Source organism: Pseudomonas paralactis, from assembly GCF_001439735.1.
GTDB lineage: Bacteria > Pseudomonadota > Gammaproteobacteria > Pseudomonadales > Pseudomonadaceae > Aquipseudomonas > Aquipseudomonas paralactis.
In genome coordinates this window covers 397,270-414,461 of record NZ_JYLN01000002.1, presented here as the reverse complement: position 1 = coordinate 414,461, position 17,192 = coordinate 397,270, and the positions used below count along the sequence as shown (strand labels likewise).

The following is a 17,192-nucleotide window of genomic DNA, read 5'->3' as shown; positions in this document are numbered from 1 at the left end:
AATGCGATGCTTCCACCTGCACGCCTCGTCGGCTAAGGTGCGCGGCTGTGTTTCCTCTTTTTGCAAAAGGCCTGGCATGACCGCGACAAGCAACGACCCGCTCCATGGTGTGACCCTGCAACACGTGCTCACCACCCTGGTGGAACATTACGAGTGGAGCGGCCTGGCCGAGCGTATTGATATCCGCTGCTTCAAGAGCGACCCGAGCATCAAGTCGAGCCTGACCTTCCTGCGCAAGACGCCCTGGGCGCGGGAAAAAGTCGAAGGGTTGTACGTCAAGCTGATGCGGACCAAACGCCCGCTGGACTGAGCCCATGAAGCGTTTTGTCGCAACGGCCGCACTCGCCGGTTGGGTGGGCTTGGCGATCCAGCAATACCTGATTCTGTATTCGCGCTGGTCCATCGGCGCCAGCCTGCTGGGCGGGCTGGTCAGCTTCCTGAGCTTTTTCACCGTATTGACCAACACCCTGGTGGTCGTGGTGCTCAGCTATGCGCTGGTGACTCGCGAATCTGCCGCCAAACGGTTTTTCCTCAGGCCTGGCGTCAGCAGTGGGATCGCCACGAGCATTGTGGTGGTGAGCCTGGCCTACAACCTGCTGCTGCGGCATTTGTGGAGCCCGCAAGGCTTTCAATTTATCGCCGATGAATTGCTGCACGACGTCATGCCGTTGTCGTTTGTGGTGTATTGGTGGCGGTGTGTGCCCAAGGGTACGTTGCGGCTCAAACACATTGCCGGCTGGGTGATCTACCCATTGGTGTACTTCGGTTATGTGCTGCTGCGGGGGCATATGCTCGGGCAGTATCAGTACCCGTTCATGGATGTGGACAGCCTCGGTTATCCACAAGTGTTTGTGAATGCCGGAGGGATTTTGGCAGGGTTTATCGTCATTGGGCTGGTGATCGTTGGCCTGGACAAGCGCCTCAAATCACCCTCGATTTAAAGTGAGCACCATTAAGGTGGGAGCTGGCTTGCCTGCGATAGCATCACCTCGGTGTAACTGATAAACCGAGGTGCTTGCATCGCAGGCAAGCCCCACCTTTATTCTTCTTCGCTGCCTTCAGCACGCCAGTAGCCCACGGCCTTGAGGTATTGCTCATCGACCTTGTGGGTATCCAGCAGCACCCGCCGTACCTGGCGTGACAACCTGGTTTCGGTGGCGACAAAGCTGTACAGCGTGCCGCCGGGCAGTGTCAGGTTTCGCACCACATCGAGCAGGTCATCCTGACCACGCAGCAGCCAAATAACCTCGACGTCCGCCGCGCTTTGCAGCGCTTGTTGCTCCGCCGCATCGGCGATTTCAATCACCGCCAGCACCTTGCGCCCGGCCGGCAGTTCTTCCAGGCGTCGACCGATGGCGGGCAGGGCGGTTTCGTCGCCGATCAGCAGGTAGCTGTCGAAAATGTCCGGCACGATCATCGAGCCTCGTGGCCCACCGATATACAGGTGCTGACCGACCTGCGCCTGCTCGGCCCAGGTAGACGCAGGGCCATCGCCATGCAGCACGAAGTCGATATCCAGCTCGCCGATTTCCAGGTTGTAGCGTCGTGGCGTGTAGTCGCGCATGGCCGGTTGCGGGCCGTCGCCCTTGATGGCGAATGTCGGGCTTTCCAGCGCCGCTTGCTCGGCGGCGTTCTGTGGGAACAGCAGCTTGATGTGATCGTCGCTGCCCAGGCTGATAAAGCCCGCCAGCTCAGGCCCACCCAGTGTGATGCGGCGCATGCGCGGGGTGATGTCCACCACCCGCAGCACTTCCAGGCGGCGGCGTTTGATTTCGTGGGTTACGCGGTGAATGGCTTGTGTGTTCATTGGTCTGTCCCGTCGGCAATGGCTTGAGCTGTGCGGTTGAGCAGCGCCGCAACACGAACGATTTCCTGCGGGCTCCAGTGCCCGTTGTGCGAATGCAAGGCATGGCGCAGGTTATGCACCGCTTCGTGGATTTCAGGTGGGCGGTCGTGGCCGCGCAGTGAGCGTTTGCTGACGTCGATGCGCATACGTACGCCGTCCAGAGCAACCGCTTGCTCGCTTAAGAAGAGACGACCGGCGTCGGTGATTGTGTAGTGTTTTTTCCCGCCTTCGGCAGTGCCGCTGATCAGCTCGCTCTCTTCGAGGAAGGTCAGGGTCGGGTAGATCACGCCGGGGCTGGGGCTGTAGGCGCCGTCGAACAGGCTTTCGATGCGGCGTATCAAATCGTAGCCGTGGCATGGCTGTTCGGCGATCAGTGCCAGCAGCAGTAATTTAAGATCACCCGGTGCGAAGACGCGAGGACCGCGACCGCCACGTTTTTCGAATTCACCGCGAGGTTCGTTTCTCATGCAGGGCCTCCAGAAAGGTTTAGATATAACTTAAGATATATCTTAATGTGACGATAGGGCTTGGCGACCAACGGTCATCGGCGCCTTTTTCAGGAGAGGTCCTTTGAATACCTGGAATACGATTAATTTTAGAGTGATAACTTTAATTAGAGTTTACACTCGGTTAAGTTCGAGTGCGGCAGCGGGTTTGTGGTATTTTTCTGACTGAAAGTTCTTTCGGTTGGCACTGTTTTTTGGGTTGTAGTCTTGTTCTTACAGCCACTTTAAAAGTTTTGGCAAAGTGCCATATTTTTCTCTCAACCCCTGATTAATCGGGCTACGCAAGTGGGAGAGGTTGCCTGCATACCTACTGTTATTTTGAGTTGATCATTGTTGGGCGTTGCAACTAATGGCCGCGCACTCGTTGTTAAGGCGGTTACTTGGCGACGAATCACTCAATGTTGATAACTACAGGTATTAACCATGTTCAAGAAGTTCGCGATTGCTGTTCCCCTGGCTGTTATGGCGCTGTCCTCCTCGGTAACAGCTTTTGCTGCCGGTGAAGCCAGCCACACCGTCAACATGAAGGCCACCATCCCGACTACCGTGTTCCACGCCCAGCCGCGTGACCCGAACTGGGGTCGCGATGAAACCATGACCTACAACCTGGTCAGCGGTGAGCTGGCGCCGTTGAGCGCCATCTACGACATCAAGAACACCAATGGTTCGGTTCACGCCTACATCGAAGGCGGCCCGGCCGTGCTGTTCAACGGTGACCCAAGCCAGAACATCCCGCTCACCACCACCCTCAATGGCGTGACCCTGACCGGCACCCCACAGGAAGTGGTCAACGAAGCCGACTCCACCCCAGGCGTAGGTGCGGAGATGCGCATCGTCGCAGCCAAGCCTTCGGCGACGCAGCGCGGTTCGTACACCTCCGTGATGCCAGTGGTCTTCGACGCGGTACTGCCAGTAGGGCCTTGATGCCAATCAATGCCCGCTTGGCGCGGGCATGACTTTTCAGGTCGGCGAATTCCTCCTCCGTTCGCCGGCCTGGTTTTCGATTCTGGTCTCCTGGCATTCAGAGTATCCGTTCATGTTCCCGATGACGCCTATCGCGGCTGCGCTTGCGCTGCTGATATGTACGAGTGCGCTGGCGGCACCTGCTGCTTCCGGTGCAGCCACACCCGGCAGCCTGATCACTCAGGCCCAAGGCTTGCCCGCAGGCTTTGCCGATCACTTTTTCGATGTGCCCCTCGCGGTACGCGTAGACCTGGACCACCAACTGCTTGGCGAAGCGCTGATCGTGCTGTCCCGGGATGATCGCGTTACCCTGCTCGAATTCACCGACACTGGCGACAGCAAGGTGCCGGCTGCCACCCGCGACACCTGGCAAGGTCTGCTGGAAGAAGGCGTGGCGTTGGGCGCCTGCACCCAGTCTTGCCCGCAAAAGATGATCTCTGCTTACTACAATCTGGAAAGCTCCCAGTTGTCGATCCTCACGCAGGACGTTGAACTGAGCAGCGAAGCCCCGCGCTTTTACGACCAGCCCGACGGCGGCAGCCTGGGGTTGATCATCAACAACCAGCTCAACCTCAATGGCGGTCAGCAAGACAGCCTCGGCGGCCGTTATGGTTTGCAAGCCAGTTCCAGCGTGGGCAACTGGAGCCAGGTGTTCAACCTGCAACTGGCACGCCAGAGCGGTAATGACCAACCCATGCGCCACGCGATTCATGAGCTGTATACCCAGCGTGAACTGGAGGGGCAGTTTTTTCGCCTCGGCCACTTCACCCCCAATTCCGATGGCCTGACCCGTCAACTGCGCAGCTTCGGCGCCAGCCCCGACACCGCCTTGGGCGTCATGTACGGCAGCTCCGACAGCCTGGCCATCAACAACCCCAAGCCCAGCGTGTACCCGATCTACGTCACCGCCAACCGTCAGGCAGCGGTAGAGATTTATCGCAACGGCTTGTTGATCAACACCCAGGCCGTGGCCGCCGGCCTGCAAACCCTGGACACCCGGCCACTGCCCGGCGGTATCTATGAAGTGGAAGTGCGCCTGGTGGAAGACGGCCTCACCACCAGCACTACCCAGGAGCTGGTGTACAAGCCCGGTAACTGGCGCAACGCCGAAGACCGCTGGCGCTACAACCTGTTCGCCGGGCGCGAAACCAAGCTGTTCAGCAACTGGGACGAGCAAGCCTCGGGTGCGGTGACGGCCGGCGCGTCGCTCAATTACCTGCTGCACCCACGAGTGATTCTTGGGCTGTCGGCTCGCCAGGTGCGTGAGCAACTGCAATATGGCAGCTCGGTGGACTGGACCGTTGCCGACAACACCAGCCTCTATGCCAATGTTTATCAAACCCGTGAACATGGCACCGGCCTTGACCTGCAAGGGCTCTACAGCTTCGGCGCGACCAACCTGGTGTTCAGTCACAACCGCAGCTGGCTCGACACCCGCGACACCTACGAAACCCTGCCCGACGGCACGCGCCTGCGGCGCAACACCTTTGTCGGCCAGGCCAGCAATTCGGCGTTGTCGGTCAACCATCGTCTTGATGCGAAAAACACTTTGAACATGCGCGTGTCCCACAGCCAAGGCAACGTCGAAGGCGCGGGCCTGGACCTGGGCTGGAGCCGTCACGACAGCTTTTTCGGCAGTGACGCCAACTGGCGTTTCTCGGTGTTCGACCGCCCCGGCAGCGCCGGCACCAACGACCAGCGCAACCGTGGCGTAGATGTGAGCCTGAGCGTGAACCTGGGCAGCGATGGCCGGCAGATTTCCGGCAGCATCGGCACCCGCACCGCCCGTGATGGCGGCCGCGATAACAATGCGTCGATCACGTATCGCCAAAACCTCACCGACCATGTGCTGCAAAGTGTCTCGGCCACGGCGATCACTGATACCTACGGCGTCGGCCTGTCAGGCATGGCCAACTTCAGTACCGACGTGGTCAGCGGCGACGGCTTTGTGCAGCGCAGCTCCTTCAACGGCGACCTCAGCGGTGGCTTGAACCTCAACAGCACCTTCGTCGCCGGTGCCGGGAAAATGCTGCTCAGCAGCCAGTACCAGGGCAACGGCGCGGGGATGATTATCGACGTGGAAACCGACCTCGATGAGATCGCCCTGCGCGCCGACGACCTGGGCGGCGGCAGCGCGGTACTGCGTCCGGGGCGCAACTACGTTCCGGTCTCGGCTTACAAGAGCAGCAGCGTGAGCTTCGACTTCGAAGGCAACCACCCGCCGGCGGCGAACATCCAGCCCGCGCGTTCCAGCTACCACCTGAACAAGGGCGGCGTGGACTACCGCAAGATCACCGTGATGAAAACCGTCACCGTACTTGGCCGCCTGCTGGATGAACGCGGTGCGCCGCTTAAAGGCCATCACGTGATCAACCACGCCAGCCGTGGAGTCAGCGAAGTGGACGGGTTCTTCTCCATGGAGATGAGCGCCAGCGCGCCGACCCTGCAGGTGCGCTACCAGAACCAGTTGCTCTGCCAGTTCCGCCTGGACCCGAGCACCGCGCCGAATGAAAACGACGTGCTGATGATCGGTGACTTGCGCTGCACGCCGGACACGCTGGCCGAAGCTAACCACAAGGGCGAAACCGCCGGTTGACGGCGGTTGAAACGGGAGTTCATGACCTTGATTACCGCAATGAAAAAACGCTTGGGGCTCTGTGCATTCGCGCTGGTTTTGGGCACTACCTACAGCTTGCCGGCACTGGCTATCGTCGAGCAGATCACGGCGGTGTTTCGCCCCGATCCGGCCAACCCAACGAGCAATAAATTCGTCAACACCACGCCGCAAAGTGGCTTGTGTCCCTGGCACGTTCCCGCCAGGTGCGAGGCGGTCAATACCTTCAGTATCCGTAACAGTTCGTTCCGGGCCTATTCCAATGGGCCGATACCGGCGTTTCCGGAGGATCCGCGCCAGAGCGCCTATTTCAAGGTGCCCTCGGCATTTCGCGATCTGCAAGTGACTCACACCGTCACCGGTCGTGCGGAGACGGTACAGATGCGCATTGCCGGTATTGGGGGACGGTGGAATGTCTCTTATCCACCGGGTGTGTCCGGCTGGGCCACGCCAGGTGTGGGCTGGAACGCTTATTGGCGAGGGGCGCCGGCACCGTGCTTGCCGATCAATTACATGGCGGCGGGACAAGCGTATGCGCTCTTTTTCTGGATCGTTCCGGAGAACGCCGGAGCCTGCAGCGTTACAAATGGTATGGAAATCGGGCGGATGAGCTACAGCACGCTTGAGTACGGCTACGAACTCAAGACACCAAACCCTCTGGGTATGGACGCTGGTACTTATGAGGGTTCCATCACTTACACCATGGGCCCGGGTGGCGATATGGATTTCGGCACCACCATGATCCCCGACGAAAACACCCTGACCTTCAACTTCATCTTGTCGGTGGAGCACGTGCTCAAGATTGACCTGCCGGCGGGCGGCAATCGCATCGAGCTGTTACCCGAAGGCGGCTGGCAAGCCTGGCTCAACCAGGGGCGGCGCCCGTCGCGGCTATGGCGTGACCAGACCTTCGCAATCTCCGCCAGCTCACGTTTCAAGATGACCCTGGAGTGCGGGCTAGTGATCGGCAACACCTGTGGCCTGCGCAACAACGACGGTGACGAAGTGCCGCTTCAAGTCGCCGTGAGCCTGCCCTATGGCTTGCGTGATCAGCATGACCAGGGTGTGAACAAACTGCCCCTGCGCCTCGACGGCGTCGGCACCGAACTGTTCCAGCCGTTGCAGTACGTCAATAACCGCGAGGGCAAGTTGCATTTCGAGGTAGGCAAGGATGACGTCGCCGACATGCTCAAGAAGCCCGGCAGCACCTATTCCGGCGTGGCCACGGTGATCTGGGATTCGGAAGTCTAGGCGAGCCCGGCTCGCATATCGGCTCCCTGTGGTGGGCCGCGTTCAATCAATAAGGCGTAATCAAACATGAAACATGCAGTGTTAGGGGCTGGGCTGTTGCTGATGTCGTTGGCGGCGCAGGCCGGGCCGGCGATCAATGTCGGCGTGGTGTACGACTACCTGGAGGGCGACCGCAGTTCTTACCTCAAGCGGGTATTCAACGGCGGCACCAGCACCGCCTTTATCAAGGTCAATGTGCTGGAAATTGTCTATAACGCCGACGGCACGTCCAGGGAAATCCCGGTGGCCTCCCTGACGGATGACAAGGGCGCCGCCACCAGCCGCGACGGCCTGATGGCCAGCCCGGCGCGGTTGATCGTTCCGGCGGGCGGGCGCCAGGGGACGCGCTTGCTGTACATGGGTGAGCGCGACAAGGAGCGTTACTTCCGGGTGCGTTTCATCCCGGTGGTGCCGGAGAAGGAAGACGACTTCGCCGTGACCGACGCCGAGCGCGACGAGTACAAAAAAGATCTCGCCGCCGGCGTTAACGTCATGGCCGGTTACGGCACGGTGTTTTTCGTGCGGCCCAAGGACACCCGCTTCGATACGAAGGTCGTCGAGACCGCCGACCAGTACACCCTGCGCAACGCCGGCAACAGCGTGGTGGTGCTCGATGAGTTCCGGGACTGTTCAGCGGCGAAAAAAACCGACTGCGAAGCCACCACCAAGCACCACATTCTGCCGGGGCGCCAATGGCAGCTTGAGAAGAAGCCCGGGCGTGAATATCGCTTCCAGATGATCGAAGGCCGCGACAAAACACCGATGACGGTCAATAGCAACGGGTGATGACAATGTTCAAGCAACTGACGGTATGGGCGGGGCTGGTCGCAACGTTGTTCATCGGCGCGCCGGTACAGGCGTTTCAGGAGCGCCAGAGTTTTGATGTGTCGGTCACCATTCCGATCCACGAAGCCTATGTGCTGCCCTCCGAACCTGACTGGATGGCGCAGGACCAACTGCTGGCCTGGGACCTGGCGACCTCCAGGCTCGGGCGCCTGCGCAAGAACTTCGACGTGAAGAACCTCAATGGCGGCGTAGCCGCGCGGCTGGGGGACGTGCCCTATCTGTTGAGCGGCCGCGACCGTATTGATTTGCGCGTGCTGTTCAACCGGGTGCCCCTGACCCTGGACTCGACCCAGATACTCAGCGCTGACGAGGCGGGCATGGGCCGGCGCGTCGAGCTGGAGATTGCTCCGATCGAGCCGCAGGGTGGATACCAGGGCGGGTCCTACTACGGCACGGTGCACCTGATGTTTGATTTTCTGGCGCCTTGACCGTTTGCGCTCATTTCATCGAGCTGCTGGTACTTCAGGTCGAAGGTGTTGCCGTTGTTCCATTTGGCGGTGGGGTTCTGCTGCTCAAGGTAACGCTCCCAACCTTCTCAACCGGGGTACCAGTGTACTGCGATAGGCCAGATGAATACCGGCCTCGTCGTCCGATGTGAGCCGGTGCTGGTCCAGCTGCGTGCGGGTAGCGGGGCTCGAATAACAGGGTTGGGTAGTCTGTAAGTCAGATGACTTACCCTAATCACGTCCATGAAAGCATGGGTATCTACACAACTTTTTGGTGCGACGCCGGACCTGTGGGAGGGGGCTTGCCCCGATGGCGGCCTCAGGGCCGACCAGGGTGCTGGGCTTTGATCGAGTACATATCCGTTATTTGGGTAACGGCTGCTATGGGTTCCGCTTTTACAGCGGGTCACTTTCGAAAAGCGCGAAAGTAACCAAAGCGCTCTTGCCCCACCACTCGGCACCTCGCTTAGGCTCGGTGTGCCCGTAATCCGCCAGGGATTTGGGGGGCCGCCGCCACGCGCCATCCATGGCGCGGGGCGGCTAAACCGGCATCCCTGCCGGTTTACCCCCCAAATCCCTGTCGAATTCCGGCCAGCGTGGTTTGACGGGGCGCCTAAGATCAAGATCAAAAGCAGATCAAAAGCAGATCAAGAGCGGCTCGCTTCGCATCGTGGTTACGGTTGGCAGTGGCTACAAAAGTTGTGTAGATACCTATGCCCATGAAAGGCCAATACATAACCACTGCATCGCACTTTGCGCTGTATGTTCATTTATCGGTGCTGCTCACGCAGGCGTTCTGCTCGTTGCCTTGCAGGTATGGCATCAACAGGGGCGCCATGCCTTTGAGCACCTGCACCGGCAGCGCCGAGGTGAAGGTGAAACCCTGCGCCGAACTGCCGGGCACGAAGGCGGTGAGCGTGCCGAAGTGGCGCTCGCCGATATAAAACACGAAGGTGGCGGTGCGGTTGATTGCTTTGGAACTGAGAATGCGCCCGCCGGCACCGATGGCTTCGATACGGTTATCGCCGGTGCCGGTCTTGCCGCCCATGGCCAACGGTGTGCCGTCGGCGTGTTTGAAACTGCCGGCGACGCGTTTGGCGGTGCCGGCATCGACCACCTGGGAGAGCGCGCCGCGAAGGGCCGTTGCCACCTCGGAAGGCATCACTCGGCGGGCGCGGTCGGGGGCGTTGATCAGGCGGGTGTCATAGGGCGTACCGGCGGCAAAGTGCAGGCTGTCGATGCGCAGCACCGGAATGCGTACGCCGTCATTGAGGATGATGCCCATCAACTCGGCCAGTGCTGCCGGGCGGTCGCCGGAGCTGCCAATCGCGGTCGCCAACGATGGCACCAGATGATCAAACGGATAGCCCACCGCCTTCCAGCGCTGATGAATCTCCAGAAACGCTTCGATCTCCAGCATGGTGCGGATACGCCCGTCGCGGGCGCTCTGATGGCGGCTTTTGAACAGCCAGCTGTAGACCTCCTGGCGCTCGAACTGACTGGCTTTGACGATCTCGCTGAACGTCGCGTCCGGATGGTTGAGCAGGTAGCCCATCAGCCACAGGTCCAGCGGGTGCACCTTGGCGATGTAGCCCTGGTCGGGCAAGTCATAGGCGCCTGGGCCGTAGCTGTCGTACAGCGTGTCGAGGCGTTTGTCGGTGAGTGTCTGCTGGCCTTTGGTTCCCGCCAGGCGCGCGCGCAGGAAGCTGTTGAAACTCTCGCGGCTGGCGTCGGGCAGCAGGTATCGGTGCACGGCCGCCAGGCGGATCGGGGTGGGGTGCAGACTGTCGAGGAAGGTTTCCAGGCGCGCCTGGGTGTCTTTTTTCTGGTACTTCTTCCAGAACTTGAGCAAAAAAGCGGTGCCTTCACGGTCGGCGAATTGCGCCAGGTATTCCTGGCGGCGGGGCTCGCTGTCGTCCTTGAGCAACTGCGCGCTGTTGTTGGCGCTGGTGTAGGTGACGTAGCGCACCAGGTCGCGCATCAGGCGGATGAACGGCAGGTTGATCGACTCGCGCAGGGCATCGCGCAGGCTCGGGTTGCGGCCGTTGTCCTGGTTGCGAAAGTTGTGGAAGCGGTGCAGGCCGCCACCGGTGAAAAAGCTCTCGCCGGGGCTGGCCGAATAGGTGCGGTCCAGGGCCGCGTCGAGCATGTCTGCCAGGGATTTTCCTGGATTTTGCAGCAGGTAGTCCACGGCCCAACGGCTGAGACGGTCCTGTTCGGCGACCTCGACTTTTTTCAACGCCGCTGGCGCCAATGCGCCGTAGCGCTCATGGAGCTCGGCGATGATTTGCAGGTAGGTGGTCAGCACGCGCAACTTGGCGGTAGAACCCAACTCAAGCTTGCTGCCCTCGTTGATGTCGAACGGCTGGTCGGTGTTGTCGGTCTGCACCCGCACGCGCGCGCTGTCGGCGGTGCGCTCGAACAAGGTAAAGCTGTAGCGCACCTGCGGCGTGCTGGCGGGGGTGAGCAAGCGCTCGCCCAGCAGCCCGATCTCTTTGGCGTAGGCCGGGTCGGCCAGTTGTTTGAGGTAGGCGGTGATCTGCTCCTGCAGTTGGCCTTGCAAGGTGCTGGTGGCGGACAGGTCCAGGCGGTCGAGGTCGTACAGCGGGCGATCGAGCAGCGCGGCCAGGCGGCTGCGGGCCACGCTGATGCCTTTGTTGGCCTCGATCTTCTGGGTAGTCGGTTGTTGCTGCCAGTCGCGGTAGGTGACCTGGCTGGCCAGCGCTGCCTTTAATAATCCCGGCTCGATCACGCCCTGTTGCGCCAGCAGTCGCAGGTGACTGTCGGTCAACTGCGCCAGCTCATCGCGGCCCTTGGTCAGGTAATGGGACGGGCGGCGCTGGGCGATCATCAGCGACAACACCTGGCGCAACGCCAGGCCACGGGCCGCCAGGCTGGGCGCGGTGTTTGTGGTGTCGGCCAGGGCCCGGTTGACCTGGTTGAAATCGGCGCCGTACCACACCCGCAAACCTTCGGCCATGCCGTGCACTTCGCCGTGGCCGGGCACTGCCGAAAGCGGCACGCTGTTGAGGTAGTCGCGCACCACGTTCTGCCGAGCGACAAGGGTGTCGGGGCCGTGCTGATAGGCGCGCACACTGGCCGAGAGCATTTGGCGCAGTTTTTCGCTGCCCGACAGGGTCAGGCCGTCCGGCGAATGGCGGTACTTTTCCAACTGCGTGGCCAGGGTGCTGCCGCCTGCCGTCTGCCCCGGCAGATGCAACTGGCGCGCAACCTGCGACCACGCGGCCTTGGCAAAGCGCGGCCAGTCCACCGCCGGGTTGGCCTGGGCAGGCTGTGGGTCGAGCAACTCGCGGTTTTCGATAAACAGCAGGCTGCGCACCATCAACGGTGGCACGTCGCTGAACTGCGCATACAACTGCGTCGGGTAATTGAACTGATACAGCGGCGCGGCGCGGCAATCGGTGATGCTCAGCCCGGCCTGGATTTTTTCTGCGTAGGGAATAAACAGGCCGTGACGGCTGTAATTCATCAGCGCCGCGGAGAAGCGCGCCTGGGACTCGATCACGTAATTACGCTTGAGCAGGCGCGGCAGGAAGTCGCCCAGGGCGCTGTAGCCCAGGCGTTGATCGAAGGGCCCGGTGCCGGGGTACAGGATCGCATCGCTGGCTCCGGGTTCGACGCGGTAGGTCAACTGCGCGGCCCATTGGCTGAGGGTGCGAGCTTGCCAGCGAGCGCTGTGCATCTCGCGCAACGCGGCAAAACCCAGGGCGAGCAGCACCAGCAACAGGATCAACCAGAACAGCCGGCGCCATGGCCGGGGCGGTCTGGATTTTTTCGGCAATGGGGCGGGTGACGGGCTGTCGGCTTCAGCCTGGTGCGAGTCGGTTTGCCACAGTGCGCCCATAGTCGATTGATCCATTCATACAGATTGATCGGACTTGTCTGAAGCGTAGACGCGAATTGCCTTGCCTACGAAGTTTGTCGACGGGGCAGCACACAGCGCGTCACGGCAGGCGTTAATTGTCTAGGCCAGCGGGTCGCGCGGCGGCGGTTAGCGTTTGATTTTAACTGCCCTCAGAGTGTCAACATGACCGCTTCCACCCCTCCAGCCGACTCACAGCACCTCATCACGAGCGAGCAAATCGAAACGTTGTTTCGCCTGCCGCCGTCATTGCTGGCGGTCGCGCAAGAAAGCGCCCAAGCCTACCTTGACCAGCATTTTGCTGAACACAAATGGCAGGCCGGTCTGATTTATATCGCCACGCCCGCCGACAGTGACGGTAGCCTCGTTTACCAGGCCTTGTCCGAGTGGCTGCTGCAACGCCTGGCCCTGGCCGGCCCGGTGTTGCTGGTGGCGGACTATCACGTGGTCGCCCAACGGGTGCGCGAGGTGTTTGTGGAAGGTGGCCCGAGCCTGGTTGAACTGGAACGGCTCATCAACCGCTGCGGCGCGCTGTTGTGGAGGACCTATGTGCAACGCCTGCAAGCCTGGTGGTGTGAAGAGTTGCCGGTGAACATGACGCGCTGGGGCTACCTGTCGGATGACCTGCTGACACTGCTGTATGACTCACCCAAGCCGCCGGGATACAGCGAAGAGCAATTCGCCACACTGTTCCCCAAAACCCTGCTGCATCCGATTCGCCCGGATAACGAGTGGAGCGCCCACGGCGATGCATTGCGGGTGCAGGCGGTTTACCTGGCGGGGCCGCCCGTCGAGATGCTGCCGGTGCTGGTCCTTATTCACGGGCAACAGCGCTTGCTGTTCAGCCCGGCCAGTGGCCTGCACCCGCTGCGCGACGAGGACGAAATCGCTGCGTGGTTGCCGGCTTTTGCTGAGCGCGCGCGCGTAGAGCAGTGGTTTGCCGAGGACGTTGACACCGACCCGTTCGACGCCCTGGCCGCGAGCTACCTGGCACGTCAACTGCGCGACATTGACCGCATCGACCGCAACCTGGCGCTTGCACCGGGGCAGCATCAGGCGTTGCTCGACTACATCACCGACCCGCGACGCTGGTTCGTCGCCAGCCTGGGCGCACGTCAGCAAGCGCTGCGCAGCGCCATGCCGCTGTGGCTGGCCCACGCCGACGAGCATGACAGCATCGCCTATGCGCGCCTGCTACAGGCGCTGGTGCTGGCCCGCGAGCAAAATGGCGGTAAACAGTTTCTCGACGGTGTCGACTCAATCCGTCAGTTTGCCGATGACGCGCTCAAAACGTGCCTGCACGCTCAACCCGCGGCGCGCAAAGTGCGGCCTGCCGATGTCCGGCTGACCTTTAAACGGGTGATTGCCGCCGCAGTGCCGGTGCCGGGAGGTTTCATCGCGGGTGAAGTCGACCTGATCACCGTAAGCCTGACCGAACTGGCGCTGGAAAACCTGGCCGGGTTCCCGCACACCGTCACCAGCATCACGTTGAACGACGCCCCGGCGCCCGGTTGGTTGACTTACGACCTGCTGAGCGGGTGTGTGCAAACGGCTGACGTCGGCCAGGCTTACCCGGCTTTGTTGAAAAGAAAGCTGTTGGATGATCCAACCGAAAACGCTCGGCGCTTGCAGTTGTTCAAGCGCCAATTGCGCGTGCAGTTGCCGATGCTGGCATTGGAACTGAAGATCAAGGACGAGCACGGCCTGACGCTGGATGGCTTCAGGCGCGTGCAGGCTGCGCTGCAATCGCGCGTGGCCGATCGTACGGTACAGGGCCAGGCAATGGCGCTGTGGCCGCTGGCGTTCAAGGCTTCGGCGGCTGCTGAGGCCGATGAGGTCACCGCGCACTTCATCATTGGCCCACGGGCAGGGCAGGCGGGCGCGCATCTCCTGTACCGGCCATTGCTCGAACCGATGTTGCAGGAGTACGCGTCGATCCAGGCGTTGTTCGAGGCCATCAAGGCGCCAGGCCCCTTGCAAGACAGCGTGCTGACCTGGATCGCCCCGGCACGCCAGGCGGTCTACGCCAACGGCGGCTTTAATGAGCCGCATATCCGTCGCTTTTTGCCTGGCGATGAGTTCGGCGTGTATGACAAACCGCCGGCGGCGCAACTGCACAAACAGTTGGGCGCGCAAGGCCCCTGCACGCTGGTGTTCAACGGCACGGCGAAGGCTTTGGTTGCCCTGGCTGACCGGCAATCGGTATCGAACGCCGAACAACGCTGGGCCCATATGAAAGAGGTAGGTTGGCTGTTGTTTGCCAGTGTCCTGCCGTTGACCAGCGGGCCGTTGCAATTGGGCGGATGGCTGGTGCAATTGGTCGACAGCCTGCAGCAGGATATTCAGGACCTGGCCAGCGACGATGAACAGGCCAGGAACAAAGCCGTTACGGATGTACTGAGCAACCTGATGGCAATTGTTGCGCACCAGGCCACGCCCCACGTGCCCCATCAGGCGCTGCAACTGGAGCACCCCGTCTTTGCGCCGTTGGCACACGCCGAGTCCGCCGCGTCGGTGCCCGTTCGTGTGCCCGTGCCTGCGATGTTCCATACCCCGATCCGTTGGAGTAATGCGCGTAAAGACCTGAGCACCGCGCAGAATGCTCGGGCACGCCGCCTGAGCCTCAGGGTTTTCTCCGGAGAATGGAGCAACGCCGAGCAAAGCGGCCCGCGCCAGGGTTTGGTTTATGACACTTCATTTTCACCACCGCAATGGCATGCCTTGGTACGCGGGCACGTGTACCGGGTGGTGGACGAGGCCAATGCAGTGCGGGTCGTCAGCGCCGATGGCCGCGAGAAAGGTCCCTGGTTGAAACCCTTGGGTGACGGGTATTGGGATTTTGATGCGCGATTGCACTTGCCAGGGGGGAATGCCGATTCCGCGCTCGAAGCCGAGCTGCAGGCACTTGAAGTGTCCGAGCCCAGCCTTGAACAACAATACCGTAATGCCGGGCGCGCACGTGACAAGGCCGGTGCAGCCATGATCGTGGCGCGTAAGCTGGCGCGCGAATCAAAGGGCAAGGTTACCGAGGCGCAGTTGGCGCAACTTGAGGAGCGCTACCGCAAGGAAATGCAGAATAAGGTGACGTCCTCGCAACAGGAGCTGCAATTGCTGATGCGTTTGCGTGCGATCAAGCCACGGCCTCGGTATGAAGAAGAACTTTGTGAAGTGCTGGAGTCGCTGATTCTGGGCGTGCAATTACTGGATGCCGACACGCGTGAGCAGATGCTGCAGATCAATGCGCGCATCCGCCCTCTGCTCGATGTCCTGCAAGATGAGAGTGAGGACGAAGCCGGCTCCGATCTTAATCGCCAGGCCCATGCTGACCTGGACCGCAACATGCGTGAGCAAGTGGCAGCCGAGGAGGCGGCGATTCGCTGGCGCACGCTGGAAAAAACCTATATTGACCAACTCAAGGCGGTGCCGCGCCTTGGACGCAACAAGGCCCGCGAGCTGCAAAACGACTTGGCTGCGCGGCCTTCGATCCTGGATTTGCAAGCGTTGCAAGTGACCACACTGTGGGGCATCACCATTGATATCGAAGGCCCACCGCTGGAAGCCGAATTTTTTGACAGCTTGAACCAGGTGATCACGCGTGCCCGTTGGGCCAGCCGCTCCCTGGCGGACCTGGAGCATCTGTCCATCGCGCGAGAAGAACGTGTAGAAGTGCTCAAAAGCCTGGGGCGCATCTATGCGCTCACCGACGACCATATTCAGTTCTGGCGCGCCATGGCGCCGGACACCTTTGACTTGGCCAATCTGCAAAAACTCCAGACGTTGCTGTCTGGCCTGCACCGTCAGGTCGAGGAGCAACTGGCTGACCTGCTGGACCCGGCCCCCGGTGTGGTATCGGTCAGGACAGACGTGGCAGGCTCGCGGCAAAAAAAGATCATCCGCACGCGCAACCGCGATGTGTATGTGGCCCGGGTCAAAGGCCCGACCGGCACCGCAGAGCTGGTGGACGACAAGGGCAGTGTGATCGCCACCTTCACCGAGGCCGACGACGGCGTATGGGAAGCGGTGGAACCGCCGGCCAGACCCCGTACGGCCGACCCGCAACTGGGAGCGCTGGTGAACAAGGGCCAGCGGCTGTTGGCAGGCGTCGACAACGCGATTGCGAAGGTGCAAGGCATGTCGGACAGGTGTGAGCCCGAATCTCTGCAAGCCCTGTTGGTGGCGCAAGCCAACAGTCGGCGCATGGTGGCGGCGGATATCGACAGAAAATTACGTAGCCTGGACGTTTCACGGCTGGCCGCCACCCAGCAGGCCAACGCCAGGGTGCGGGCCAGCGACTTGCGGGCTGCGGCGACGCGCCTGGAGGCAGCGGGTGTCGAGGCCCGCGTCCGGGCCAGCAAACTCAAGCTGACGCGGGCCGAAGATGTCGACTTCCTGCACGCGCTCAATGAGGTGCGCATTCAGCGACAAGGTGCCCGCGTACGCCTCAAGGGCAAAACCGTGGATTTTCTGCAAGTCTATGTTGTGCAGGATGCGCAAACGGCGCAGCCGCTGTGTTATGCGCATTTTCACTATGGAACCCGCCTGGGCCCGGACGATCACTACACCGCCGCCCACATCAAAAGCCCCGAACAGCAGCGCCTGGGGCGCCAGGCCCAGGCCGAAGCTGAAGCCCAGGCGTTCGCCCGAATACGCAGCGGACAGACCGGGCGCGTGCAGCAAACCCTGGACATCGACCGTGCGAGCATTTCCCGGCTGCTGGCCAGACGCTTGTTTTTCAGTGTGGACTGAACGGCACGCCGGCTCCCACATTTGAGCGGCCTCGTAGTCCAAACCCGCGCCT

Annotated in this window: 11 protein-coding genes; 8 read left to right on the top strand and 3 right to left on the bottom strand. The window is 61.3% G+C overall.

Annotation, left to right across the window (positions count from 1 at the left end; genetic code table 11):
• Window positions 1–76 precede the first annotated feature (76 nt).
• Together TX23_RS06120 and TX23_RS06115 are read left to right on the top strand one after the other, a co-directional pair.
• Complete coding sequence (locus TX23_RS06120) at window positions 77–310, top strand: VF530 family protein (RefSeq protein WP_003188882.1); 234 nt, start codon at window positions 77–79, stop codon at window positions 308–310.
• 4 nt (window positions 311–314) lie between these two features.
• Window positions 315–941, top strand: coding sequence for a Pr6Pr family membrane protein (locus tag TX23_RS06115; RefSeq protein ID WP_057701441.1), 627 nt, complete (start codon window positions 315–317; stop codon window positions 939–941).
• A 98-nt stretch (window positions 942–1,039) separates the two neighbouring features.
• Here TX23_RS06115 and TX23_RS06110 read toward each other — a convergent pair whose 3' ends face one another.
• Both TX23_RS06110 and TX23_RS06105 read right to left on the bottom strand, forming a co-directional pair.
• Window positions 1,040–1,807: a siderophore-interacting protein gene (locus TX23_RS06110; RefSeq protein ID WP_057701440.1), complete on the bottom strand. Its 768-nt coding sequence runs from the start codon at window positions 1,805–1,807 to the stop codon at window positions 1,040–1,042.
• Window positions 1,804–2,313, bottom strand: a complete 510-nt coding sequence (locus TX23_RS06105; RefSeq protein WP_057701439.1) for a PadR family transcriptional regulator — start codon at window positions 2,311–2,313, stop codon at window positions 1,804–1,806. Before TX23_RS06105 ends, TX23_RS06110 begins: the two co-directional genes overlap by 4 nt.
• A 462-nt stretch (window positions 2,314–2,775) precedes the next feature.
• Between TX23_RS06105 and TX23_RS06100 the strand changes: the two genes are divergently transcribed.
• The 5 genes from TX23_RS06100 to TX23_RS06080 all read left to right on the top strand — a co-directional run bounded on the left by TX23_RS06100 (window position 2,776) and on the right by TX23_RS06080 (window position 8,493).
• Window positions 2,776–3,276, top strand: coding sequence for a CS1 type fimbrial major subunit (locus tag TX23_RS06100; protein WP_057701438.1), 501 nt, complete (start codon window positions 2,776–2,778; stop codon window positions 3,274–3,276).
• A gap of 112 nt (window positions 3,277–3,388) precedes the next feature.
• Window positions 3,389–5,911, top strand: a complete 2,523-nt coding sequence (locus tag TX23_RS06095) for a CS1-pili formation C-terminal domain-containing protein (RefSeq protein WP_057701752.1) — start codon at window positions 3,389–3,391, stop codon at window positions 5,909–5,911.
• Between the two features lie 21 nt (window positions 5,912–5,932).
• Window positions 5,933–7,180, top strand: a complete 1,248-nt coding sequence (locus TX23_RS06090) for a hypothetical protein (RefSeq protein ID WP_054897685.1) — start codon at window positions 5,933–5,935, stop codon at window positions 7,178–7,180.
• Between the two features lie 66 nt (window positions 7,181–7,246).
• Complete coding sequence (locus tag TX23_RS06085) at window positions 7,247–8,005, top strand: hypothetical protein (protein WP_054922506.1); 759 nt, start codon at window positions 7,247–7,249, stop codon at window positions 8,003–8,005.
• Between the two features lie 5 nt (window positions 8,006–8,010).
• Window positions 8,011–8,493, top strand: coding sequence for a CS1 type fimbrial major subunit (locus TX23_RS06080; protein WP_034127990.1), 483 nt, complete (start codon window positions 8,011–8,013; stop codon window positions 8,491–8,493).
• Between the two features lie 784 nt (window positions 8,494–9,277).
• Here TX23_RS06080 and TX23_RS06075 read toward each other — a convergent pair.
• Window positions 9,278–12,376 carry a transglycosylase domain-containing protein gene (locus TX23_RS06075; protein ID WP_057701437.1) on the bottom strand — a complete coding sequence of 1,033 codons (3,099 nt, stop codon included), beginning with the start codon at window positions 12,374–12,376 and terminating at the stop codon, window positions 9,278–9,280.
• A gap of 183 nt (window positions 12,377–12,559) precedes the next feature.
• Here TX23_RS06075 and TX23_RS06070 point away from each other — a divergent pair, with 183 nt between their 5' ends.
• Window positions 12,560–17,140 (top strand): hypothetical protein, encoded by a 4,581-nt coding sequence (locus TX23_RS06070; RefSeq protein WP_057701436.1) that lies wholly within the window; start codon window positions 12,560–12,562, stop codon window positions 17,138–17,140.
• Window positions 17,141–17,192 lie beyond the last annotated feature (52 nt).